This window comes from Sphingomonas morindae (assembly GCF_023822065.1).
Taxonomy (GTDB): Bacteria; Pseudomonadota; Alphaproteobacteria; order Sphingomonadales; family Sphingomonadaceae; genus Solisphingomonas; species Solisphingomonas morindae.
In genome coordinates, this window is record NZ_CP084930.1 from 2,200,339 (window position 1) to 2,221,466 (window position 21,128).

The following is a 21,128-nucleotide window of genomic DNA, read 5'->3' on the forward strand; positions in this document are numbered from 1 at the left end:
ATTATCGGTTTATGCAGATCATCGTTCGCGACAACAATGTCGACCAGGCGCTCCGAGCTCTCAAGAAGAAGCTCCAGCGCGAGGGCGTGTATCGCGAGATGAAGCTGCGCCGCCACTATGAGAAGCCGTCGGAGAAGCGCGCGCGCGAGCGCGCCGCCGCCATCCGTCGCGCCCGCAAGCTGGAGCGCAAGCGCGCCGAGCGCGACGGCGTCCGGTAAGCGGCACGCCGGCGATCGGGTCTGCCCGCTCGCGGGCTGAAGGCCGGCGCTCCGCTGCGGGGCGCCGGCTTTTCGCGTTCTGGGTGCCGCGCGGCGTTCAGGGTCTGGACGCGGGCCGCCGCTGCGGGCAAGAGCGGCGCCAAGAGTGACACTGCGAGGATTGCCATGTCCGAAGTTACCGCCGTTCCGCTGCGTCCCGTCGGCAAAGGCACGGTCAGGCGTTTGTGGCTGGGCGTCGCGGCGGCGGTGCTGATCGGCGGCGGCCTGGCCTGGGCGGGCACCGCGCGGCAGGTCGCCATGGGCGAGCCGCCCGCCGTGTTCCTGGCGAAGAACGCCAAGAAGCATGGCGTCCACACCACCGCCTCCGGCCTCGAATATCAGGTGCTGAGCCAGGGGCAGGGCAATACGGCCGGCGCCACCGACATCGTGCTCATCGATTATGACGGCAAGCTGCTCGACGGATCGACCTTCGATTCCACGGCGCAGCACGGCTCGCCGGCGGTGATGCCGGTGGCGGGCTCGATCCCCGGTTTCTCCGAAGGATTGCAGCTCATGAACCGGGGCGCGCGCTACCGTTTCTGGATCCCGCCGCAGCTCGGCTATGGCGCGCAGGGCGCGGGCGACGGGGTGATCCCGCCCAACAGCGTGCTGGTGTTCGATGTGACGCTTCGCGAGATCGCGCCGCAGCAGCCCGACGCCGGCATGGCGGGGATGACGGGGCCCGGCGGCCAGCCCTGAGCCCAGGCGGCGGACGGCGGCGGCGCGTGCGCCGCCCGCCGCGCCGCGATCACGCCTCGCGCTGCGCCACCTGCGGCGCCAGCCCGCTCTTCCGCTCCAGCGCCACCTTGGTCATGGCGACCAGCGGATCGGCGAACATCAGGCCGAGCAGCCCGAACAGCGCGCCGAGCAGCAGCTGCATGCCGAGCACCAGCGCCGGCGCGAGATCGACCGAGCGGCGCGCCACGATCGGCACGATCACATAGCCGTCGAGGATCTGCACCATCGCATAGGCGCCCACCGCCAGCAGGCCGGTGGTGGTGCCCGCCGAGAAGCCGACCAGGATCGTCAGCGCGCCCGAGATGATCGCGCCGATATTGGGGAGGAAGGCGAGCAGCCCGGTGAGAATGCCCAGCAGCAGCGCCATCGGCACGCCGACCAGCGACAGCGCGACCCCGATGAACACGCCTTCCACCGCCATGCCGAGCAGCCGCCCGGCCATGAGCCGGCGCATGGTGTGCGCCATGTCGGAGGTGGTGCGATAGAAGCCGGCGCGCTTCTCCATGGGCAGCAGCCAGGCGAAGCCGCGCTCGTAGATGCGCGGTTCGGCGGCGATGAACAGGCCGAGCACGATGATCATCGCACCCGAGGTGACCGCGCCCAGCGCGGTGCCGACCGCGCTGGTCAGCTGGCCGAGCGATCCCATCAGCTGCTTGGACAAAGCGGTCATCGTGCCGCCCCCCTGGGGCAGCAGGCCGAAGCTTTCCGCCCAGCCCTCGACGCGCTGGACCTGGAGCGTCACCACCGTCTTCAGCGCCTCGAACTGACCGACCAGCTCAACCCCGGCATAATAGACGACGCCCAGCAGGAAGGCGAAGGCGACGAGCGCGACGATCGCGATGCGCAGCCCGCGCCGGATCGGCAGCACCCGCCCCAGCAGCCGGGCGCCGCCGTCCAGCATGGCCGCGAACACCGTGCCGCCCACGATCAGCAGCAGCGGCTGGGCCAGGACATAGATCAGCACCACGGCGAGGATCACCGAAACCCACACGATCGCGCGGGTCAGCTCGGCGCGCGTGCGGGGATCGCTGAGCGTCAGCGGGCCCGGCGCCTCGGGCGCGCGGCGCGCCTCCTCGTCGGTCATCGCGGCGCGCCGGCGCGCGCGGGGTGCAGGCTGGTGCCGCTGCGGCCGCCGCGCAGCGCGGTGAACCAGCTCAGCGGGTTGTACCATTGGGACGAGCCATCGAGCGAGAAGGTGATGAACTCGGCCCGACCGCCCAGATTTTCCCACGGCACCGGGCCGCCCAGGCCCAGCTCCTCGATCGGATAGCGGCTGTCGGCCGATTCGTCGCGATTGTCGCCCATCACGAAGACATGGCCCGCCGGCACGGTGATGGGCCCATAATCATCGCCCGAGCCGGGGATATAGCCCATGTCGATCGTGTCGTAGCTGCGGCCTGAGGGCAAGGTCTCGCGGAAGCGGGGCAGCGCGCAATAGGCGCGGCCGTCCTTGCCGGTGATGCGGTACTGCGCCTCGAGCCCGCGATCGCAGGGCACATTGGCATCGACCGGAATCATCGCCGGCGTTTCCGCGAGACGCGGGATCGGCTTGCCGTTGAGGATCACCTGGCCCTCGCGCACCTCCAGCGTATCGCCCGGCAGGCCGATCACGCGCTTGATATAGTCGCTGCTCTCGCCCGGCGGGGTGAGGATCACGACATCACCGCGCTCGGGCATGTGGCCGAAGATGCGGCCGTGCATGAAGGGCAGGACATGGAAGCTGGGCGAGGCGTAGCTCCAGCCATAGGGAAATTTCGTCACCACCAGCCGATCGCCCTTGATGAGCGTGGGCATCATCGATTCGGACGGGATGTAGAAGGGCTTGGCGATCAGGCTGTGAAAGGCCAGCACGGCCAGCACGAGCCAGAACAGGCCCTTGATCTCGGCCCACCAATCGGTGCCCTGCCTGGTCTTGCCGGCGAGCGGCGCGCGGTCGGTGGTGTCGTTCAAGCGGGGATCCTCGGTCATTCGGCCAGCGTCCTGGCCTCGATCACGACCAGCGCCTGGGCCCAGGGATGATCGTCGGTCATGGTGAGATGAACATGGGCGACGCAGCCTTCCGGCACCAGAGCATCAAGCCGTGCCCGGGCGCCGCCGGTGAGCGACAGGCTCGGGGCGCCGGAGGGCAGGTTGACGACTCCGATATCGCGCATGAACACGCCCTGACGAAAGCCGGTTCCCACCGCCTTGGAAAACGCCTCCTTGGCGGCGAAGCGCTTGGCCAGGGTGGCGGCGCGCGTGAAGGGCCGGCTCTCGGCCTTGGCGCGTTCGTGATCGGTGAAGACGCGGGCGAGGAAGCGGTCGCCATGGCGATCGAGCGCGGACTGGATCCGCGTGATGTTGCACAGGTCGGAGCCCAGGCCGAGGATCATCGCGCCGCGTCCATCGCCGCGCGCATCCGCCGGATCGCCGCCTCGAGCCCCACGAAGATCGCCTCGCCGATCAGGAAATGGCCGATATTCAGCTCGCGCACCTGCGGGATCGCCGCGATCGGGGCGACATTGTCGAAGGTGAGGCCATGGCCGGCATGGACCTCGATGCCGTTCTTGGCGGCCAGCGCGGCACCATCGGCGAGGCGGCGCAGCTCGGCGGCCTGGGCCTCGCCCTCGCTCAGCGCGTAGCGGCCGGTATGCAGCTCCACCACGGGCGCGCCGAGCGAGAGCGCCGCCTCGATCTGGCGCGGATCGGGCTCGATGAACAGGCTGACGCGCACGCCCGCCTCGCCCAGACGCGAGACGATCGGCTTGAGGTGGTTATGCTGGCGCGCCGCGTCCAGCCCGCCCTCGGTGGTCACTTCCTCGCGGCGCTCGGGCACGATGCAGGCGGCGTGCGGGCGATGGCGCAGCGCGATCGCCAGCATCTCCTCGGTGGCGGCCATCTCCAGGTTGAGCGGCAGCGCGATGCCACCGATCAGCCGGGCGATATCCTCGTCCATGATGTGGCGGCGATCCTCGCGCAGATGCGCGGTGATGCCGTCCGCGCCGGCGGCGGTGGCGATCTCCGCCGCGCGCAGCGGATCCGGGGTGCGGCCCCCGCGTGCGTTGCGGATGGTCGCGACATGATCGATGTTTACGCCAAGCCTCAAGGTCATGGCGGCGAGCCTATAGCCGAACCGGGCGAAATGGCGAAGCCATGTGTCAGTCCGCGCGACGCCGGTCAGGCGGCGCGGCTGCCGGGCTTGATGGCGGGCAGGGCGGCGAGCGCGGGCGGCAGCGCGTCGGCCGCATAGGTCGGCACGTCGAGCCGCACCAGCGCGGTCAGCGGCACGCCGACATCGGCCTTGCCGTTGGAACGGTCCACCAGGCAGGCCGCCGCGATCACCCGGCCGCCGGCCGCCTCGATCGCCGCGATCGCCTCGCGCGAGGACAGGCCGGTGGTGACGACATCCTCCATCATCAGCACCTTCTGCCCGGGCTCGAGCGTGAAGCCGCGCCGCAGCTCGAACTGGCCGGTGGGCCGCTCGACGAACATCGCCTCGACACCCAGCGCGCGCGCCATCTCATAGCCCGCGATCACGCCGCCCATGGCGGGGGAGACCACCGCCGTCACCCCGGCATGCACGGCGGGCGTCAGCCGCGAGGCGAGTTCGGCGCACAGCCGCGCGGCGCGGCGCGGATCCATCAGCACGCGCGCGCACTGGAGATAGGTGGGGCTGCGCAGCCCCGACGAGAGGATGAAATGGCCCTCAAGCAGCGCGTCGGCCGCCCGGAACTCCGCCAGAACCTCCTCGTCCGTCATATCATCCTCGAAACCGTGGTGGCCGGCCTGATAGGCGCGGGGCGCCGCCGCATCAATGCCGGGCAATTGCGGGGGCTGCGGATTCTTTTCGGGCCCGGGGCGGCTTGAGGCTTGCCGCCGCCACGCTATAACGGCGAGGATAAGGCCAAAGGCCAGTGGAGGGGTGCCATGGGTAAACGCATGAGGATGCTGGCCTTGGGCGGCGCCGCGATGCTCGCGTCGACGATTCTCGCGCCGACGATGCTCGCGTCGACGATGGCCGCGCAGGCGCAGGCGCAGGCGCCTACCGCCGCGAGTCCGACGGCGGTGCAGACCGCGCCTTTCGCGGGCGCCGCCGCCGAGACGGCGACATCGGCCCCCGCCACCGGGGTGTCGTCGGCCGCCCCGGCCGGCGGCACGGGCGCGGGATCGGGGGCCGCGGCGCCGGCGGCGACGCCCGCCAAGCCCGCGACGCCGCAATTCTACAAGCCGACCCCGGGCATCGGCCAGCCGACCGACCGGATTGGCCTGCAGCCGCAGGAAACCGCGAACGGCCAATATGCCGCCTGGTTTCACGATGGCGTGCTGCTGCCGATCATCACCGGCATCTGCGTGGTGGTGCTGTTCCTGCTGCTCTACGTGATGGCGCGGCACAATCGCCGCAGCAATCCGCAGCCCTCGGCGACCTCGCACAACACGGTGCTGGAAGTGGCGTGGACGGTGCTGCCCGTGCTGATCCTGCTCGGCATCGCCGTGCCTTCGATCAAGCTGATCGCGCGGCAATATGATACGCCCAAGCCCGATCTGACGGTGAAGGTGATCGGGCATCAATGGTATTGGTCGTACCAATATCCTGATAACGGCGATTTCGAGGTGGTGTCGAACATGCTGACCCCCGAACAGGATCGCGCCCGCGGCGAGCCGCGCCAGCTGGGCGTGGACGAGCGCATGGTGGTGCCCGCCGGCGCGGTGGTGAAGGTGATCGCCACCTCCGACGATGTGATCCACTCCTTCGCCGTGCCCGCCTTCTGGACCAAGATCGACGCGGTGCCCGGCCGCTTGAACGAAACCTGGTTCAAGGTGGACCGTCCCGGCGTCTATTACGGCCAGTGCTCGGAATTGTGCGGCGCGCGCCATGCCTTCATGCCGATCGCGGTGGAGGTGGTGACCAGGCCGCAATTCGCGCAGTGGATCGCGGCCAAGGGCGGCACGCTGGGCGGCAAGGCCGCCAGCCCGGATGCGACGTCCAATTCGCCGATCAGCAATCCTTCCGCCACCACCGCCAATCCCGGCAGCTTCGGCGGCGCTGTCGCCGGCGCCAAGACCGAAGCCGCCGCCGGCGCCAACATTCCGGTCGCGGGCGCCGCGACGAGCAGCAAGTAAGGCAGGCCCGATGACCGACACCGCCGCCAACGCCCATTTCTTCCAGGCCGAGGAAGGCCATGGCCACGATCACGACGCGGACCACAAGCCCGGCTTCTTCGCGCGCTGGTTCCTGTCCACCAACCACAAGGATATCGGCACGCTCTACCTGATCTTCGCGATCATGGCGGGGATCATCGGCGGCGCCATCTCGGGCGTGATGCGCGCCGAGCTGGCGCATCCGGGCATCCAATATCTCACCTGGCTGTCGGGCGAGACGGGCGACGCCGCGCTGCACTTCTGGAACGTGCTGATCACCGCCCATGGCCTCATCATGGTGTTTTTTATGGTCATGCCGGCGATGATCGGGGGCTTCGGCAACTGGTTCGTGCCGATCATGATCGGCGCGCCGGACATGGCCTTTCCGCGTATGAACAACGTGTCCTTCTGGCTGATCGTGCCGGCCTTCATGCTGCTGCTCGGCTCGCTCTTCGTGCCCGGCGGCACCGGCAACGGCGCGGGCACGGGCTGGACCGTCTATGCGCCGCTCTCGACCAGCGGATCGGCCGGCCCGGCGGTGGACATGGCGATTCTCGCGCTCCACCTCGCCGGCGCCTCCTCGATCCTCGGCGCGATCAACTTCATCACCACCATCTTCAACATGCGCGCGCCGGGCATGACGCTGCACAAGATGCCGCTGTTCGTCTGGTCGGTGCTGGTCACCGCCTTCCTGCTGCTGCTGGCGCTGCCGGTGCTCGCCGCCGCCATCACCATGCTGCTGACCGACCGTAATTTCGGCACCGCCTTCTTCGACGCCAGCGGCGGCGGCGATCCGATCCTGTACCAGCATCTCTTCTGGTTCTTCGGCCATCCCGAAGTCTACATCATGATCCTGCCGGGCTTCGGCATGATCAGCCACATCGTCGCCACCTTCAGCCGCAAGCCGGTGTTCGGCTATCTCGGCATGGCCTATGCCATGGTCGCGATCGGCGTGATCGGCTTCGTGGTGTGGGCGCACCACATGTACACCACCGGGCTCGACCTCAACACCAAGATGTACTTCACCGCCGCCACCATGGTCATCGCGGTGCCCACCGGCATCAAGATCTTCTCGTGGATCGCCACCATGTGGGGCGGTTCGATGGAGTTCAAGGTGCCGATGATGTGGGCGCTGGGCTTCATCTTCATGTTCACCGTAGGCGGGGTGACCGGCGTGGTGCTCGCCAATGGCGGCATCGACAACTACATGCAGGACACTTATTACGTGGTGGCGCACTTCCATTATGTGCTGTCTCTGGGTGCGGTCTTCTCGCTATTCGCCGGCTTCTACTATTGGTTCCCGAAGATGTCGGGCCGGATGTACAATGAGCTGCTCGGCCATGTGCATTTCTGGGTCTTCTTCATCGGCGTGAACCTGCTGTTCTTCCCGATGCACTTCCTCGGCCTGCAGAGCATGCCGCGCCGCTATCCCGATTATCCCGATGCGTTCGAGCATTGGAATTCGGTGGCGACGACCGGCTACCACATCATGGCGGCGAGCATGGTGGTGTTCTTCGTGAACATCCTCTGGGCGCTGATCGCGGGGCCCAAGGCGCCGGCCAATCCCTGGGGGCCGGGCGCGACGACGCTGGAATGGACGCTGTCCAGCCCGCCGCCCTATCACCAGTTCGAGCAGCTGCCGCGCATCGACGAGCACGGCCATCATTGAACCGGGCCATTGCGGTCTTAACTTCGCGGACGGATCGGCGTAGCAGCCGGTCCATCCGTTGCGTAAGAAGGACATGATGGCGACCGTAGCCGACGCGCTCGCGGCCGAAGGCGAGCCGATCGAGGGTTTGCCCGCGGACTGGCGGGATTTTCTCGCGCTGACCAAGCCGCGGGTGATGACGCTCGTGGTGTTCACCGGGCTGTGCGGCCTGTTGGCGGCGCCCGAATCGATCCATCCCGTGCTCGGCTTCGTCGCGATCCTCTGCATCGCGCTGGGCGCCGGCGCGGCCGGGGCGCTCAACCAATGGTATGAGGCCGATCTCGACGCCAAGATGCGCCGCACGCGCAACCGCCCGCTGCCCGCCGGGCGGATGGGGCGGCCGGCGGCGCTGCAATTCGGGGTGGGCCTCGCCGCCTTTTCGGTGATCCTGATGGGTCTGGCGGTGAATCTGCTCGCCGCCGCCATCCTGTCGGTGTCGATCCTCTTCTATGTGCTGATCTACACCGTGTGGCTGAAGCGCCGCACGCCGCAGAACATCGTCATCGGCGGGGCGGCGGGAGCGTTTCCGGCGCTGATCGGCTGGGCCGCCGCCACGGGCCGCGTCGATCTGCTGCCCTGTCTGCTGTTCCTGCTCGTCTTCCTGTGGACGCCGCCGCACTTCTGGTCGCTCTCGCTGTTCGTCAATTCGGACTATGCGGCGGCGGGCGTGCCGATGATGTCGGTGGTGGCGGGCCCGCGGTCCACGCGCCTCCAGGCCTTTCTCTACAGCCTGCCGATGGCGGCCGTGGCGGTGGCGCCCTGGCCGATGGGGCTGACGGGGCGGCTGTACGGCGTCGCCGCGCTGGCGCTGAGCGGCCTGTTCGTGGCCCTGGCGCTGCGCATGGCGCTCAGCGGCGAGACCGAGCCCGCGCGGATGCGCGCCGAGCGCCGGCTGTTCGGCTTTTCGGTCTTCTACCTCTTCGCGCTGTTCGGGGTGCTCGTGATCGACCGCTGGTTTCCGCTGTGACCGATCCGCGCGATCCGGCGGGCGAGCAGGCCCGGCTGCGCCAGGACGAGGCGATTCGCGCGCGTCAGCGGTCGCGCGCCAAGGTGACGGCGCTGCTCCTGTTCGCGCTGGTGCTGCTCTTCTACGCGCTCAGCATCGCCAAGATGGTGAAGTGACGAGGCGGCGGAACCGGCGCACGGGGCTTTTGGCGGCGGCGGTGGCCTGCCTGATGGTGGGGCTCGGCTTCGCGGCGGTGCCGCTCTACCGCATGTTCTGCCAGGCGACCGGCTATGGCGGCGCGGCCCGGATCGATCAGGGCGCGCGCGCGCCGGGGGCGATCGGCCGGCGGGTGCTGGTGCGGTTCGATGCTAATGTGAACAGCAAGCTGCCCTGGCGCTTCGGCCCCGAGACGCCGGCGATGACGGTGCCGATCGGCGCCCGCCAGATCGCCTTTTTCGAGGCGACCAATCTGAGCGATCACAGCATCACCGGCTCGGCCGCCTTCAACATCAGCCCCGACCAGGCGGCGACCTATTTCGTGAAGGTGCAGTGTTTCTGCTTCACCCAGCAGACGCTGGGCCCCGGCGAGACGCAGCGCATGCCGGTGGTCTTCTATGTCGATCCCGCGATCACCAAGGATCCCGATGCCGCGCGGGTGGGCGAGATCACGCTCAGCTACACCTTCTATCCGGTGGACCGGCCGGCCGCCGCCCGCTAAGCTTCCCCCAACAGGCCCGCAAAGGGTCGGATCATGGGGTAGGACGCATGGCCGGCGCGAAGAACCACCAATATCATATCCTGCCACCCAGCCCGTGGCCGATCCTCAGCGCCTTCTCGGCGCTGACGCTCGCGGGCGGGCTGATCATGTTCATGCATTCGGTGAAGTTCGGCGGGCTGGTGCTGCCGCTCGGCCTGGCGTGCGTGCTGGCCTGCATGGGCTTCTGGTGGGCCGATGTGATCCGCGAGGGGAAGGAGGGGCATCACACGCCGGTGGTGGCGCTGCATCTGCGCTACGGCATGATCCTGTTCATCGCCTCGGAGGTGATGTTCTTCGTCGGCTGGTTCTGGGCCTATTTCGATGCCGCGCTCTTCCCCAAGGCGGTGGAGGCGGTGGGCGGCGTGTGGCCCCCCAAGGGCATGGAGCTTATCAACCCCTTCCACTTCCCACTGCTCAACACGCTGATCCTGCTCTGCTCGGGCACCACCGTCACCTGGGCGCACCATGCGCTGATCCATGGCGACCGGCGCGGGCTGAAGCAGGGGCTGTGGTGCACCATCGCGCTCGGCCTGCTGTTCAGCAGCATCCAGGCCTATGAATATGTGCATGCGCCCTTCGCCTTCAAAGGCCATATCTACGGCGCCACCTTCTTCATGGCGACGGGCTTCCATGGCTTCCACGTCATAGTCGGCACGATCTTCCTGATCATCTGCCAGATCCGCGCCTATCGCGGCGATTTCACGCCGCGCGCCCATTTCGGCTTCGAGGCGGCCGCCTGGTATTGGCATTTCGTCGACGTGGTGTGGCTGTTCCTCTTCCTCGTCATCTATGTGTGGGGCAGCGCCGGGGCGACCTACGCGCCCTGACGCGGCGGCTATCGCGGGCGCGCCGGCGCCGGCTATAAGGATGGTCATGGACGATCCCGCGCCCGCGCTTCCGCCGCCGCCCCGCCTTGTCGCGATCGGCCTGAAGGGCCTGTGTCCGCGCTGCGGGGCGCCGACTTTGTTCTCGGGGCTGATCGCCTTCGCGCCGCGCTGCGCCGCCTGCGGGCTGGATTTCACGGCCTTCAATGTCGGCGACGGGCCGGCGGCCTTTCTCACGCTGATCGTGGGCACCTTGGTGTGCATCGGCGCGATCGCGCTGGAGCTGACCGCGCATCCGCCCTTCTGGGTGCATGTGCTGATCTGGGTGCCGGTGACGCTCGGGCTGGTGCTGGTGCTGCTGCGCGTCGCCAAGGCGATGCTGCTCGCCTCCGAATATCGCAACCGCGCGGGCGAGGGCCGGCTGGCGGAGCGCGATCCGCGATGAGCCTGCGCGCGCGCGTGCCGCTCGGGCCGACCCTGCTGGTCGCCGCCGCCGTGGCGCTGATGATCGGGCTGGGCGTGTGGCAGCTGCGCCGTATGCACGAAAAGGAGGCGCTGCTCGCCCGCTACGCCCAGGCCGCCACCTTGCCGCCGCGCGCCTTTCCGCGCGATCGCAGGGCGGTGGACGCGCTGTTCCGGCGCGCCGAAGCCTTTTGCCTGGCGCCCGTCACATGGCGCGCCGGCGCCGGCCGCGATCGCGCCGGAGAGCCCGGCTATCGCCATATCGTGGAGTGCAGCACCGGCGCCGAGGGACCCGGCGTGGCGCTGGACATGGGCTGGTCGAAAAGCCCCTCGGCGCCGCAGGGCTGGCGCGGCGGCACGGTGCGCGGGGTGATCGGGCCCGATCGCGGCGGCCAGATCCTGCTCGTCGCCGACCAGCCCGCCCCCGGCCTGCGCGCGAGCGCGGTGCCGACGATGGACGATATCCCGAACAATCATCTGGCCTATGCGGTGCAGTGGTTCCTGTTCGCGGGCATGGCGGTGATCATCTACGCGCTGGTGCTGCGCCGCCGCGCGCGCGAAGGCTGAGTGCGGCGGACCCGCGTTGCAAATCGCCATGGAAGCGCGCAGGAGAACGGCACCGGCGGGACGGCAAGAGGTGAAGATGATGCGGATCGGGGTGGCGGCATTGGCACTGGCGCTGGCGGGTCCGGCGATCGCGGCCGAGGCGCCGCCGCTGGAGGGCGGTGCCACCTTCATCAGCCCGATGGGTGAGCCGTTCCGCTCGACCGACGGGCTCTCCGGCGCCGAACATTGGTTCCGCGAGGCCGATGCCGATCATGACGGCCGCATCACCCGCGAGGAGATGCGCGCCGATGCCGAACGCTTCTTCAAGAAGCTCGACCAGGATGGCGATGGCGAGATCGGTCCGGACGAGATCACCCGCTACGAGACCGAGATCGCGCCCGAGATCCGCGTCGCCAGCACCATGGGCGACATGTCGCTCGCCAAGACGGACGATCAGGGCAATGTGACGCCCCCGCCTTACCCGACCCGGCTGGGCGCGGGCCGCTTCGGCTATCTCGACATGCCCGAGCCGATCATCACCGCCGACACCAATATGGACCGCGCGATCACGCGCGCCGAGTTCGACACCGCCGCCTTCCGCCGGTTCAAGATGCTCGACACCGATGGCGACGGCGCCATCACCCGCGCCGAGCTACCCAAGCTCTCCGCCAAGGCCGCGACCAGCTTCGGTCATGGCCATGGCGGCGGCGGCGGGGGCGGGCGTGGCGGCCGGGGGCATGGCCGGCATTGATCGCGCGCCGGGCGCGGGCGCCGTGGCGGCGCGCGCGATGGCGCCGAGCGTGGCGCGGCGAATCAGCCCGCTCGCCGGGCGGATCAGCCGCCCGTAGCGGCGCATCGCCCGCTGCGCGTCCGCATCGGCGCAGTGGATGCGCGTTTCGGTGACGAGGCAGGCGCCGTCCGCGTGCGGCGACGCGCTGTAGCCGATCGCCAGCCGCGCCACTCCGGCCCGGATCTGCGCGAAATCGGCCGCGTCGCGCAGCGGCACGAGGCCGGGATCGGCGCGCCAGAAGCGCCCCGCCAGCCCGAACACGATATAGGTCGTGGCCTGATCCAGAACGGTGAAATCCTCCCGCCGGAACGAGAGCGGTCCCGCGCCCATCAGCCGCGCGGGCAAGAGGCGCAGCGCCAGCAAGGCGGCGGCAAGCGGCAGGCGTTCGGGCCGGAAGGCGGCGGCGGCGGCGATCACCCGCTCTGGCGGGGCAGCGATGACCCGGCCGTGCCGGTGGCGGATGTGCCAGCGGGGGCAATGGCGATCGAGGCAGCGCATCCGGGCAGGATCGGCGATCGCGCTTTGCGCCGCCAGTCCGCAATATCACCAGGGCCCGCCGGCGGCCGGATCAGGCCATGCGGCCGGCGGCGAACCAGATGCGCGTGGCCTGGGTGCGCATGATCGGCGCGCCGCAATAGCGGCACTGGGCGCGGCGGATCTCGCCATCGCCGCCCTCCTTGATCTCGGCGGGCGTGTGCCTGCCCGCCGCGCACCGCTCGCGCCGTGTCAGTCGCCGTGTCGCCATCGCCTGCCTCCTTGCTGGAGACGGGCTTGTGCCAGCCTTGCCGGGCGCGCGAATGTCGGTCGCGTGTCGGCGAGTTGCGGCGCTTGTCAGCCCGGCAGCCGGCCGTCGAGCAGGCCGAGAATCGCGGAGAAGTCCTTGCCGCCGCCGCCGGCATTGGTGAAGCTCTGGTACAGCGCCGCCGCCGCCGCGCCCATCGGCACCGCCGCGTCCACGCCCTGCGCCGCGGCGAGCGCGAGCTTGAGGTCCTTCAGCATCAGCGCCGCCGCGAATCCGCCTTCATAGCCACGATCGGCCGGGCTTTCCGGCCCGACGCCGGGCAGCGGGCAATAGGCGGTGAGCGACCAGCTCTGGCCGCTGGCCTTGGAGGCGATCTCGTAGAAGGTGGCGGGATCGAGGCCGAGCCGCACCGCCAGCGCCAGCGCCTCGCAGGTCGCGATCATCGTGGCGCCGAGAATCATATTGTTGCAGATCTTGGCGGCCTGGCCCGCGCCCGCTTCGCCGGCATGGATCACCGCCTTGCCCATCGCCCGGAGGATCGGCGCGGCGCGGGCGAAGCCGGCCGCCTCGCCGCCGACCATGAAGGTGAGCGTGCCCGCCTGCGCCGCCGCGATGCCGCCGGAGACGGGCGCGTCCACCAGCACATGCCCCGCCGCCCCCGCCTCCGCCGCGACCGCGCGGGCGGTGGCGACGTCGATCGTCGAGCAGTCGATCAACAGCGTGTCGGGGGCGAGCGCCGGCAGCAGCGCGCGCACCGTGGACGCCACCGCGCCGCCCGCCGGCAGCATGGTGACGATCGCCGCCGCCCCGTCCGCCGCCGCCGCGGCCGACGAGGCGATCCGGCAGCCGCCCGCCTCGGCGCGCGCCAGCGCCGCCGGCGCGAGATCGAAGGCGCGGACATCATGGCCCGCCCGGGCCAGGTTGAGGGCCATGCCGCCCCCCATATTGCCGAGCCCGATAAAGGCGATGTCCATGTTCAGCTCCTCTCCGGCACCGGTCCGCTCTGGCGGCGGACGCGGGTGCGTCCTGGTCAGCGGCCGGTGTAATGGCCGGCGCGTTTCTCGACAAAGGCGCTCATGCCCTCGGCCTTGTCCTCGGTGGCGCAGAGGCCGTGGAAGAGGCGGCGCTCATAGGCGAGGCCCTGGGCCAGCCCGGTCTCGAAGGCGGCGTTGACCATCTCCTTGTTGGCGATGGCCGCGAGCGGCGGCATGGCGGCAACGAGCGCGGCGGTCTTGAGCGCCTCCTCGCGCAGCGCGGCGGCGGGAACGATCCGCGCCACCAGCCCGGCGCGCTCGGCTTCCTCGGCGTCGATCATGCGGCCGGTCAGGCACATCTCCATCGCCTTGGCCTTGCCCACCGCGCGGGTGAGGCGCTGCGAGCCGCCCATGCCGGGGCCGACCCCCAGCTTGATCTCGGGCTGGCCGAAGCGTGCCGTATCGGCGGCGAGGATGAAGTCGCACATCATCGCCAGCTCGCAGCCGCCGCCCAGCGCATAGCCGGCGACCGCCGCGATCATCGGCTTGCGGGTGCGGGTGAACTGCTCCCAGCCGGCGAAGAAATTGCCGGCATAGGCGGCGGCGAAGCCCATCGCCTCCATTTCCTTGATATCCGCGCCGGCGGCGAACGCCTTGTCGCTGCCGGTGAGCAGGAGGCAGCGCTGACCGGGATCGGCATCATAGGCGGCGGTCACCGCCAGCAGCTCGGCCAGAACCTGCGAATTGAGCGCGTTGAGCGCCTTGGGCCGGTTGAGCGTGACGAGCGTGACCGCGTCGTGCCGCTCCACGAGAAGGGTTTCGTAGGTCATTGCTTCATCATCTCCCGCGCCACGATCATGCGCATGATCTCGTTGGTGCCCTCGAGAATGCGGTGGACCCGGAGATCGCGCCAGAAGCGTTCGATCGGGTAATCCTGCAAATAGCCGTAGCCGCCATGCAGCTGGAGCGCGCGGTCCACCACGGCGGAGCCGGTATCGGTGGCGAGCCGCTTGGCCATGGCGGCGAACTGGGTGCGGTCCGCGCTGCCCTCGGTCACCTTGGCCGCCGCGACATAGAGCAGCGCCCGCGCCGCCTCCAGCTCGGTGGCCATGTCGGCAAGCACGAATTGCGTGTTCTGGAAATCGAGGATTCGCTGGCCGAACTGGCGGCGCTCGCCGGTATAGCGCAGCGCCTCGTCGAGGCAGCGTTGCGCGCCGCCGAGCGAGCAGGCGCCGATGTTCAGCCGGCCGCCGTCCAACCCGGCCATGGCGATCGCGAAGCCCTGGCCCTCGGCGCCGACAAGCTGGTCGGCGGGAACGCGCACATCGTCGAGATTCACCTGGGCGGTGGGCTGCGAATGCCAGCCAAGCTTGCGTTCGGGCGCGCCGAAGCTGAGGCCGGGCGTGTCCTTCTCGACCAGGAAGCAGGAAATGCCCTTCGGTCCGTCCGCGCCGGTGCGCGCCATCACCAGATAGAGATCATTGGCGCCGCCGCCCGAGATGAAGGCCTTGGATCCGGTCAGCCGATAGCTGTCCCCGTCGCGCACGGCCTTGGTGCGCAACGCCGCCGCGTCCGATCCCGAGCCGGGCTCGGTCAGGCAGTAGGAGCCGATCGTGCGCGCCGTCACCATGTCCGGCAGGAAGCGCGCCTTGAGCGCCGGGCTGGCGAAGCGGTCGAGGATCCAGGCCGCCATATTGTGGATCGAGATGAAGGCGCTGGTCGAGGGACAGCCATAGGCCATCGCCTCCATGATGAGCGCCGCCTCGAGCCGGCCCAGCCCGATGCCGCCGCTTTCCTCCGACACATAGATGGCGCCGAAGCCGAGCGCGGCGGCGGCCTCGATCGTCTCGCGCGGGAAGATGTGGTGCTCGTCCCAGTGGGCGGCGTGCGGGGTGATGGCATCGGCGGTGAAGCGCCGCGCCAGCGCCTGGATCTCGCGCTGCTCGTCGGTGAGGGCGAACTGGTTCATCGCTTCCATCCTCAGCCCATGGTCGGGATGACGAAGCTCGAATCGCCCTGGAGCGATCCGTCGGGCCAGCGTGCCGTCACCGTCTTGGTGCGCGTCCAGAAGCGCACGCCCTCCATGCCATGCTGGTTGGTGTCGCCAAAGCCCGAACGCTTCCAGCCGCCGAAGCTGTGATAGGCGACGGGCACCGGGATCGGCACGTTGATGCCGACCATCCCGACATTCACCCGGCTGGCGAATTCGCGCGCGGCATGGCCGTTGCGGGTGAAGATGGCGACGCCATTGCCATATTGGTGGGCGGACGGCAGCGCGATCGCCTCCTCGAAATCGCGCGCGCGGACGATCTGCAGCACCGGGCCGAAAATCTCCTCCTGATAGGTGCGCATCGCCGGGGTGACATGGTCGAACAGGGTGGGGCCGACGAAAAAGCCCTGCTCATGGCCCTGCAAGGTGAAGCCGCGCCCATCCACGACCAGCTCGGCGCCTTCGTCCACGCCCATCTGGATATAGTGCTCGATCCGCGCCTTGTGCTGCGCGGACACGACCGGACCATAGTGCGCGTCCGGATCGGTGGAGACGCCGACGCGCAACGCCTCGATCGCGGGGATCAGCCGCGCGCGCAGCGCCTCGGCCGTCTCGGCGCCGACCGGCACCACCACCGGCAGCGCCATGCAGCGCTCCCCCGCCGAGCCGAAGGCGGCGCCGGCGAGATCCTGCACCACCTGATCGAGATCGGCATCGGGCATGACGATGCCGTGATTCTTGGCGCCGCCCATCGCCTGCACCCGTTTGCCGGCGGCGGTTCCGCGCTGATAGACATAATGGGCGATGTCCGAGGAGCCGACGAAGCTCACCGCCGCGATGTCGGGATGATCGAGAATGGCGTCCACCATCTCCTTGTCGCCCTGCACCACCTGCAAAATGCCCTCGGGCAGCCCCGCCTCCTGGAACAAAGCGGCGAGCCGCAGCGGCACCGAGGGATCGCGTTCCGAGGGCTTGAGGATGAAGGCGTTGCCCACCGCGATCGCGACGCTAGCCATCCATAGCGGGATCATCGCCGGAAAGTTGAAGGGCGTGATGCCGGCGCCGATGCCGAGCGGCTGACGCATCGAGAAGACATCGATGCCGGGCCCGGCGCCCTGGCTATATTCGCCCTTGAGCGCGTGGGGGATGCCGCAGCAAAATTCCACCACCTCGAGCCCGCGCTGGATGTCGCCGCGCGAATCGGCGAGCACCTTGCCATGTTCGGCCGAGAGCAAGGCGGCGAGATCGTCCATCTCGCGCTCGACCAGCTCCTTGAAGCGGAACAGCACGCGCGCGCGGCGCTGCGGATTGGTGGCGGCCCAGCCCGGCTGGGCGGCGCGCGCGGCGGCGACCGCGCGCTCCAGATCGGCGGCGGTGCCGAGCGCGACCCGCTTGGCGACGGCCCCCAAATTGGGATCGTAAATATCGCCGAAGCGCTGCGCGGGCGCCCCAGCCTCGCCGGCGATGGCATGACCGATCTCGAGCATCGACCTCTCCTTGTCTTTTTACGCGCGCGCTGGCGCGGCCTAGTCTTTTCGCGCGCTTGGTGTCGCGGCTTGCGTTGTCGCCGGCAAGCCCTCCTTCCCGCAGGACGAGGCTGCGTTTATGCAGGGGCATGAACTGGGACGACATGCGCGTCTTCCTCGCGCTCGCGCGCGGCGGGACGCTGGCGGCGGCGGCGCGGCGCTGCAACCAGGATGCCACCACCGTCGCGCGGCGGCTGCAACGGCTCGAGGCGGCGCTGGCGCTGACCTTGTTCGAACATGGCCCTGCCGGCCAGACGCTGACCGAGGCCGGCCAGCGCCTGCTCGCCTCCGCCGAGGCGATGGAGGCGGGCGCGCGCGCCGTGCAGGCGCAGGCCGAAGCGGGGGCGGGGCTGGCGGGTCTGCTGCGCGTCAGCGTGTCCGAGGGGTTTGGCGCCTGGCTGGCCGGCCGGCTGGGCGGCTTTGCCGCCGCGCATCCCGGGATCGCGGTGGATCTCGTCGCCGCCACCGGTTTCCTCAACCCGTCGCGGCGCGAGGCGGACGTGGCGGTGATGCTCGCCCGGCCGCGCGGCGGCCCGTTGATCGCGGCCAAGCTCACCGATTACCGGCTGGGCGTCTATGCGGCGGACCCTTTGGTGGCGCGCGAAGGGGCGGTGCCCACGGTCGCAGCGCTGCGCCAGCGCGCGCTGATCGGCTATGTCCCCGATCTGATCTACGCGCCCGAACTGCGCTACCTGGCGGAGCTTGACGAGCGGCTCGAGGCGCGGCTGCGCAGCTCGAGCATCATCGCCCAGGCGCGGCTGATCCAGGGCGGCGCCGGCTACGGCATCCTGCCCTGCTTTCTGGGCGACGCGCTGCCGGGCGTGACGCGCCTGCTGCCCGGCGTCGCGATCCTCCGCAGCTTCTGGCTGGTGGTGCATCGCGACATGCGCCGGGTCGGCCGCGTCGCCGCCTTTCTCGATTGGCTGCGCGCGGAAACGGCGGCGGCGCAGGAAACGCTGCTGGGCGCGCCGCCGCCGGCGCGCGATTAGCGCCGGGCCTGCGCCTGCTCCAGCTGCTGCCGCCGATAGTCGCCCTGGCGTTCCAGCATCCAGCCGGGATATTCGGGCGCCAGCGCGCTCACCCGATCCAGCGTCGCCAGCTCTTCGGCATCGAGCCGGAGATCGGCGGCGGCGGTATTGTCGATCAGCTGCGCCTCGCGCTTGGCGCCGATGATGACACTGGTCACCGGCGGCTGGTGCAGCAGCCAGGCCAAAGCGACCTGCGCGACGCTGACATCGTGCGCCGCCGCGATCGGCCGCATGGCATCGATGATGTCGAAGCCGCGCGCCTTGTTCACCGGCGGGAAGTCGAAGGCGGCGCGGCGGCCCTCCCTGGCGTCGGTATCGCGATCATATTTGCCCGAGAGGAAGCCGCCGGCGAGCGGGCTCCACACCATCAGCCCGAGCGTCTCGGAGGCGAGCATCGGCGCGATCTCGCGCTCCAGCTCGCGGCCGGCGATGGTGTAATAGGCCTGGAGGCTCTGGAAGCGCGCGAGCCGGTCGCGCTCGGAAATGCCCAGCGCCTTCACGATCTGCCACGCCGCCCAATTGGACACGCCGATATAGCGCACATGGCCGTGGCGGACGAGCGTATCCAGCGCCTCGAGCGTCTCCTCGATCGGGGTGGCGGCGTCGAAGCCGTGGATCTGGTAAAGATCGATATGATCGAGCCCGAGCCGCGTGAGGCTCGCCTTGCAGGCATCGAGCAGATGATAGCGCGAGGCGCCGCGCTGGTTCGGTCCCTCGCCCGTGGGGCCGAAGGCCTTGGTGGCGACGACGATCTCGTCGCGGGCGAGGCCGAGATTGCGGATCGCGCGGCCGGTGATTTCCTCCGAGCGCCCGCCGCCATAGACATCGGCGGTGTCGACGAAGTTGATGCCCGCATCTACGGCGCGGCGCAGCAGGCCATCGGCTTCGTCCTGGCCGAGATTGCCGATCTGGCTCCACAAGCCCTCGGTCCCGCCGCCAAAGGTCATGGTGCCGAGGCAGAGTTCCGAGACGAACAGGCCCGTGCGGCCGAGGCGGTTCATGCGCATGGAAAAGTCTCCGGAGAGTAGGGGGGAGGCGGGGCGCGGACGCCCGGCTTAGCTGGGAAGCGGGTGCCGCCGTTCAATACGCGAAACCCCGCAGCGGCGGCTTGGTGCCGGCGCTCAGCGCATCTCGTCGATGCGGCCGGCCAGATCGTCCAAATCCTGCGCCAGTTCCTCGGCGGCAAAGGCGAGGCCGAAGAGGCGGCCGGCGCCGTCCACGTCGATCGCCTGGCCGGCCTCGTCGCGACGGAAGGCGTCGAACGCCTCGGTGAAGCGCCGCCGGGGCGCCGCGTCCGGGCGCTCGACCCGGCGTGTCTCGCGCAATGCCACGGCGCAGGCCCGCGCCAGCGCCGCCTGGGCGCCGAGCAGCGCCGCCATCGGCCCGGCGAGCGGTGCCCGCGCGGCGTCCGGCAGCGGCCGGGCCAGCGCCCGGCTGATCGGCACCAGATCATTGCGGATGCGCCAGAGGGTGCGCGGCACGGCGGGCGGCATGGCGCGCCGGCTGAGCAGCGAGGCGCGTTCGCGCGCGGCGTCGCTGATCGCCGCCTCGATCTGGCCGAGCTGCGCGCGCAGCGCGGCATGGGCGAGGTGATCGGGCGCCGCGCCGCGTCCGGACGCGGCCTCGGCCAGATGCTCCAGCATCGCCGCCACCGCCTCGAGCAGGCCGGCGATGCGGCCGATCGCCACGCCGTGCGAGCGCGCCGGCAGCACCAGCAACATGGTGATCACCGCGATCGCGCCGCCCAGCCCGATCTCCAGGATGCGATCGATCACGAAGCGGCCCACCGACAGGCCGGCCGGCGCGCTGAGCAGCATGATCGCCGCCGTCACCGGCGCGATCCGCAGCTGCGGGCGCAGCGCCGCGACGAAGGCGCCGACGGCGGTGACGAGCAGCAGCGCCAGGCCGATCCCCAGCGCCGAGCCATCGTGCGCGGCGGCGCCGATCCCGCCGAGCAGCGCGCCGATCAGCGTGCCGAGCATCCTGTCCCCGGCCGCGCCAAGCGTGCCGCCGAGCGAGCCCTGCATCACGATCATCACCGTCAGCACGGCCCAATAGCCCTGCTGCAGATGGAGCAGCCGATAGGCGACATAGGTGGCGGCGGTGGCGACCAGCACGCGCAGCGTCTGGCGCGCGGCGGCGGCGATCGCGGGCGAGGGCGGGGCCATCAGCTCAGCCGATCGAGCGCCTCCTCGTCGAGGCCGCCGGGCACGATCATCACCGGGCAGGGCATCTGCCCGGCACCGGCCGCGAAAAATTCCACCAGCGGGCCGGGTCCGCCGCCCGCTTGCGCGCCCAGCACCAGCGCCGCGATGCCCGGCCGCTCCGCCAGCAGCGCCTGGATGGCGCGGGCCGGCTCGCCCTCGCGCACGGTGATGACGGGGCGCACGCCCAGCTCGTCCAGCAGCTCGCCCGCCGCCTGGTGGAGCAGCGCCTCGGCGCCGAGCCGCGCCTCTTCCTCGATCGCATCCTGCACGCCGCCCCATTGCACGAACTCGGCCGGGGCGACGATCGCCAGCATTTCCACCGTTCCGGCGGTCTTCGCGGCCCGGCGCGCGGCGAAGCGCAGCGCCACCCGCGCCTCGGGACTGCCATCCAAAACCACAAGATAGGTGCGGGGCGCGGGGGCTTGGGTCATTGTGCGAGGCTGCGGCATCCGTGCGTCGCACGCAAGCGCCGAGCCTTGACCGACCTCGGTTCAGCGGCGAAATGGGGCGGCGAC

General features: G+C 70.1%; 26 protein-coding genes. 12 read left to right on the forward strand and 14 right to left on the reverse strand.

The window, feature by feature from the left end; genetic code table 11:
• The first annotated feature begins 11 nt into the window (after nt 1-11).
• The gene (rpsU, locus tag LHA26_RS10795) at nt 12-218 is read left to right on the forward strand and encodes a 30S ribosomal protein S21 (RefSeq protein ID WP_010126124.1); all 207 of its coding nucleotides are present in this window, start codon (nt 12-14) and stop codon (nt 216-218) included.
• 165 nt (nt 219-383) lie between these two features.
• Nucleotides 384-956, forward strand: coding sequence for an FKBP-type peptidyl-prolyl cis-trans isomerase (locus tag LHA26_RS10800; protein ID WP_252165625.1), 573 nt, complete (start codon nt 384-386; stop codon nt 954-956).
• Between the two features lie 49 nt (nt 957-1,005).
• On the opposite strand, the gene LHA26_RS10805 is transcribed toward LHA26_RS10800, so the two are convergent.
• From LHA26_RS10805 to pyrE, 5 genes are all read right to left on the reverse strand, one after another.
• Nucleotides 1,006-2,079 (reverse strand): AI-2E family transporter, encoded by a 1,074-nt coding sequence (locus LHA26_RS10805; RefSeq protein ID WP_252165626.1) that lies wholly within the window; start codon nt 2,077-2,079, stop codon nt 1,006-1,008.
• Nucleotides 2,076-2,963, reverse strand: a complete 888-nt coding sequence (lepB, locus tag LHA26_RS10810) for a signal peptidase I (protein WP_252165627.1) — start codon at nt 2,961-2,963, stop codon at nt 2,076-2,078. The genes LHA26_RS10805 and lepB overlap by 4 nt, the downstream gene beginning before the upstream one ends.
• Nucleotides 2,960-3,367: a holo-ACP synthase gene (acpS, locus tag LHA26_RS10815; RefSeq protein WP_252165628.1), complete on the reverse strand. Its 408-nt coding sequence runs from the start codon at nt 3,365-3,367 to the stop codon at nt 2,960-2,962. The genes lepB and acpS overlap by 4 nt, the downstream gene beginning before the upstream one ends.
• Nucleotides 3,364-4,086, reverse strand: coding sequence for a pyridoxine 5'-phosphate synthase (locus LHA26_RS10820; RefSeq protein ID WP_252165629.1), 723 nt, complete (start codon nt 4,084-4,086; stop codon nt 3,364-3,366). The genes acpS and LHA26_RS10820 overlap by 4 nt, the downstream gene beginning before the upstream one ends.
• Nucleotides 4,087-4,151: 65 nt before the next feature.
• Complete coding sequence (gene pyrE, locus LHA26_RS10825; protein WP_252168354.1) at nt 4,152-4,733, reverse strand: orotate phosphoribosyltransferase; 582 nt, start codon at nt 4,731-4,733, stop codon at nt 4,152-4,154.
• Between the two features lie 186 nt (nt 4,734-4,919).
• Between pyrE and coxB the strand changes: the two genes are divergently transcribed.
• The 9 genes from coxB to LHA26_RS10870 all read left to right on the forward strand — a co-directional run bounded on the left by coxB (nt 4,920) and on the right by LHA26_RS10870 (nt 12,107).
• Nucleotides 4,920-6,095: a cytochrome c oxidase subunit II gene (gene coxB, locus LHA26_RS10830; RefSeq protein ID WP_437441256.1), complete on the forward strand. Its 1,176-nt coding sequence runs from the start codon at nt 4,920-4,922 to the stop codon at nt 6,093-6,095.
• A gap of 10 nt (nt 6,096-6,105) precedes the next feature.
• Entirely contained in the window at nt 6,106-7,782 is a 1,677-nt protein-coding gene (gene ctaD / locus LHA26_RS10835; protein WP_252165631.1) for a cytochrome c oxidase subunit I, read from the forward strand.
• A gap of 73 nt (nt 7,783-7,855) precedes the next feature.
• Nucleotides 7,856-8,788, forward strand: a complete 933-nt coding sequence (locus LHA26_RS10840) for a heme o synthase (protein WP_252165632.1) — start codon at nt 7,856-7,858, stop codon at nt 8,786-8,788.
• The gene (locus LHA26_RS10845) at nt 8,785-8,943 is read left to right on the forward strand and encodes a cytochrome c oxidase system small membrane protein (RefSeq protein WP_252168438.1); all 159 of its coding nucleotides are present in this window, start codon (nt 8,785-8,787) and stop codon (nt 8,941-8,943) included. The genes LHA26_RS10840 and LHA26_RS10845 overlap by 4 nt, the downstream gene beginning before the upstream one ends.
• Before the next feature lie 53 nt (nt 8,944-8,996).
• Complete coding sequence (locus tag LHA26_RS10850) at nt 8,997-9,485, forward strand: cytochrome c oxidase assembly protein (RefSeq protein WP_437441257.1); 489 nt, start codon at nt 8,997-8,999, stop codon at nt 9,483-9,485.
• A gap of 47 nt (nt 9,486-9,532) precedes the next feature.
• Nucleotides 9,533-10,351, forward strand: coding sequence for a cytochrome c oxidase subunit 3 (locus tag LHA26_RS10855; RefSeq protein ID WP_252165634.1), 819 nt, complete (start codon nt 9,533-9,535; stop codon nt 10,349-10,351).
• 46 nt (nt 10,352-10,397) lie between these two features.
• The gene (locus tag LHA26_RS10860; RefSeq protein WP_252165635.1) at nt 10,398-10,793 is read left to right on the forward strand and encodes a DUF983 domain-containing protein; all 396 of its coding nucleotides are present in this window, start codon (nt 10,398-10,400) and stop codon (nt 10,791-10,793) included.
• Complete coding sequence (locus LHA26_RS10865; RefSeq protein WP_252165636.1) at nt 10,790-11,377, forward strand: SURF1 family protein; 588 nt, start codon at nt 10,790-10,792, stop codon at nt 11,375-11,377. The genes LHA26_RS10860 and LHA26_RS10865 overlap by 4 nt, the downstream gene beginning before the upstream one ends.
• Before the next feature lie 76 nt (nt 11,378-11,453).
• Nucleotides 11,454-12,107: an EF-hand domain-containing protein gene (locus LHA26_RS10870; protein WP_252165637.1), complete on the forward strand. Its 654-nt coding sequence runs from the start codon at nt 11,454-11,456 to the stop codon at nt 12,105-12,107.
• Here the strand turns inward: LHA26_RS10870 and LHA26_RS10875 are convergent.
• From LHA26_RS10875 to LHA26_RS10900, 6 genes are all read right to left on the reverse strand, one after another.
• Nucleotides 12,009-12,644, reverse strand: coding sequence for a hypothetical protein (locus LHA26_RS10875; RefSeq protein WP_252165638.1), 636 nt, complete (start codon nt 12,642-12,644; stop codon nt 12,009-12,011). The genes LHA26_RS10870 and LHA26_RS10875 overlap by 99 nt on opposite strands.
• Before the next feature lie 70 nt (nt 12,645-12,714).
• Entirely contained in the window at nt 12,715-12,891 is a 177-nt protein-coding gene (locus tag LHA26_RS10880; protein ID WP_252165639.1) for a hypothetical protein, read from the reverse strand.
• Nucleotides 12,892-12,977: 86 nt separating this feature from the next.
• A complete protein-coding gene (gene mmsB / locus LHA26_RS10885; RefSeq protein WP_252165640.1) occupies nt 12,978-13,862 on the reverse strand; it encodes a 3-hydroxyisobutyrate dehydrogenase in 885 nt (294 codons plus the stop codon).
• A 56-nt stretch (nt 13,863-13,918) separates the two neighbouring features.
• On the reverse strand, nt 13,919-14,692 hold the full coding sequence (locus LHA26_RS10890; RefSeq protein ID WP_252165641.1) for an enoyl-CoA hydratase-related protein: 774 nt from the start codon (nt 14,690-14,692) through the stop codon (nt 13,919-13,921).
• Nucleotides 14,689-15,831: an acyl-CoA dehydrogenase family protein gene (locus LHA26_RS10895; protein ID WP_252165642.1), complete on the reverse strand. Its 1,143-nt coding sequence runs from the start codon at nt 15,829-15,831 to the stop codon at nt 14,689-14,691. Before LHA26_RS10895 ends, LHA26_RS10890 begins: the two co-directional genes overlap by 4 nt.
• 11 nt (nt 15,832-15,842) lie before the next feature.
• A complete protein-coding gene (locus tag LHA26_RS10900; protein WP_252165643.1) occupies nt 15,843-17,339 on the reverse strand; it encodes a CoA-acylating methylmalonate-semialdehyde dehydrogenase in 1,497 nt (498 codons plus the stop codon).
• A 128-nt stretch (nt 17,340-17,467) separates the two neighbouring features.
• Here LHA26_RS10900 and LHA26_RS10905 point away from each other — a divergent pair, with 128 nt between their 5' ends.
• The gene (locus LHA26_RS10905) at nt 17,468-18,367 is read left to right on the forward strand and encodes a LysR family transcriptional regulator (protein ID WP_252165644.1); all 900 of its coding nucleotides are present in this window, start codon (nt 17,468-17,470) and stop codon (nt 18,365-18,367) included.
• Here LHA26_RS10905 and LHA26_RS10910 read toward each other — a convergent pair.
• The 3 genes from LHA26_RS10910 to LHA26_RS10920 all read right to left on the reverse strand — a co-directional run bounded on the left by LHA26_RS10910 (nt 18,364) and on the right by LHA26_RS10920 (nt 21,044).
• On the reverse strand, nt 18,364-19,413 hold the full coding sequence (locus LHA26_RS10910; RefSeq protein WP_252165645.1) for an aldo/keto reductase: 1,050 nt from the start codon (nt 19,411-19,413) through the stop codon (nt 18,364-18,366). The genes LHA26_RS10905 and LHA26_RS10910 overlap by 4 nt on opposite strands.
• Nucleotides 19,414-19,527: 114 nt before the next feature.
• Complete coding sequence (locus tag LHA26_RS10915; RefSeq protein ID WP_252165646.1) at nt 19,528-20,574, reverse strand: FUSC family protein; 1,047 nt, start codon at nt 20,572-20,574, stop codon at nt 19,528-19,530.
• Nucleotides 20,574-21,044, reverse strand: a complete 471-nt coding sequence (locus LHA26_RS10920) for a universal stress protein (protein WP_252165647.1) — start codon at nt 21,042-21,044, stop codon at nt 20,574-20,576. The genes LHA26_RS10915 and LHA26_RS10920 overlap by 1 nt, the downstream gene beginning before the upstream one ends.
• Between the last annotated feature and the right edge of the window lie 84 nt (nt 21,045-21,128).

What these genes read in the sequence shown, in the direction of transcription:
- LHA26_RS10855 (WP_252165634.1), top strand. Translation starts at nt 9,533, where the DNA reads ATGGCCGGCGCGAAGAACCACCAATATCATATCCTGCCACCCAGCCCG.
- LHA26_RS10880 (WP_252165639.1), bottom strand. Translation starts at nt 12,891, where the DNA reads ATGGCGACACGGCGACTGACACGGCGCGAGCGGTGCGCGGCGGGCAGG.
- LHA26_RS10840 (WP_252165632.1), top strand. Translation starts at nt 7,856, where the DNA reads ATGATGGCGACCGTAGCCGACGCGCTCGCGGCCGAAGGCGAGCCGATC.
- LHA26_RS10860 (WP_252165635.1), top strand. Translation starts at nt 10,398, where the DNA reads ATGGACGATCCCGCGCCCGCGCTTCCGCCGCCGCCCCGCCTTGTCGCG.
- lepB (WP_252165627.1), bottom strand. Translation starts at nt 2,963, where the DNA reads ATGACCGAGGATCCCCGCTTGAACGACACCACCGACCGCGCGCCGCTC.
- LHA26_RS10875 (WP_252165638.1), bottom strand. Translation starts at nt 12,644, where the DNA reads ATGCGCTGCCTCGATCGCCATTGCCCCCGCTGGCACATCCGCCACCGG.
- LHA26_RS10895 (WP_252165642.1), bottom strand. Translation starts at nt 15,831, where the DNA reads ATGAACCAGTTCGCCCTCACCGACGAGCAGCGCGAGATCCAGGCGCTG.
- LHA26_RS10910 (WP_252165645.1), bottom strand. Translation starts at nt 19,413, where the DNA reads ATGCGCATGAACCGCCTCGGCCGCACGGGCCTGTTCGTCTCGGAACTC.
- rpsU (WP_010126124.1), top strand. Translation starts at nt 12, where the DNA reads ATGCAGATCATCGTTCGCGACAACAATGTCGACCAGGCGCTCCGAGCT.
- LHA26_RS10920 (WP_252165647.1), bottom strand. Translation starts at nt 21,044, where the DNA reads ATGACCCAAGCCCCCGCGCCCCGCACCTATCTTGTGGTTTTGGATGGC.
- LHA26_RS10915 (WP_252165646.1), bottom strand. Translation starts at nt 20,574, where the DNA reads ATGGCCCCGCCCTCGCCCGCGATCGCCGCCGCCGCGCGCCAGACGCTG.
- LHA26_RS10905 (WP_252165644.1), top strand. Translation starts at nt 17,468, where the DNA reads ATGAACTGGGACGACATGCGCGTCTTCCTCGCGCTCGCGCGCGGCGGG.
- acpS (WP_252165628.1), bottom strand. Translation starts at nt 3,367, where the DNA reads ATGATCCTCGGCCTGGGCTCCGACCTGTGCAACATCACGCGGATCCAG.
- LHA26_RS10800 (WP_252165625.1), top strand. Translation starts at nt 384, where the DNA reads ATGTCCGAAGTTACCGCCGTTCCGCTGCGTCCCGTCGGCAAAGGCACG.
- LHA26_RS10820 (WP_252165629.1), bottom strand. Translation starts at nt 4,086, where the DNA reads ATGACCTTGAGGCTTGGCGTAAACATCGATCATGTCGCGACCATCCGC.
- pyrE (WP_252168354.1), bottom strand. Translation starts at nt 4,733, where the DNA reads ATGACGGACGAGGAGGTTCTGGCGGAGTTCCGGGCGGCCGACGCGCTG.
- LHA26_RS10850 (WP_437441257.1), top strand. Translation starts at nt 8,997, where the DNA reads ATGGTGGGGCTCGGCTTCGCGGCGGTGCCGCTCTACCGCATGTTCTGC.
- LHA26_RS10805 (WP_252165626.1), bottom strand. Translation starts at nt 2,079, where the DNA reads ATGACCGACGAGGAGGCGCGCCGCGCGCCCGAGGCGCCGGGCCCGCTG.
- LHA26_RS10890 (WP_252165641.1), bottom strand. Translation starts at nt 14,692, where the DNA reads ATGACCTACGAAACCCTTCTCGTGGAGCGGCACGACGCGGTCACGCTC.
- mmsB (WP_252165640.1), bottom strand. Translation starts at nt 13,862, where the DNA reads ATGGACATCGCCTTTATCGGGCTCGGCAATATGGGGGGCGGCATGGCC.
- LHA26_RS10900 (WP_252165643.1), bottom strand. Translation starts at nt 17,339, where the DNA reads ATGCTCGAGATCGGTCATGCCATCGCCGGCGAGGCTGGGGCGCCCGCG.
- LHA26_RS10870 (WP_252165637.1), top strand. Translation starts at nt 11,454, where the DNA reads ATGATGCGGATCGGGGTGGCGGCATTGGCACTGGCGCTGGCGGGTCCG.
- coxB (WP_437441256.1), top strand. Translation starts at nt 4,920, where the DNA reads ATGCTGGCCTTGGGCGGCGCCGCGATGCTCGCGTCGACGATTCTCGCG.
- ctaD (WP_252165631.1), top strand. Translation starts at nt 6,106, where the DNA reads ATGACCGACACCGCCGCCAACGCCCATTTCTTCCAGGCCGAGGAAGGC.
- LHA26_RS10865 (WP_252165636.1), top strand. Translation starts at nt 10,790, where the DNA reads ATGAGCCTGCGCGCGCGCGTGCCGCTCGGGCCGACCCTGCTGGTCGCC.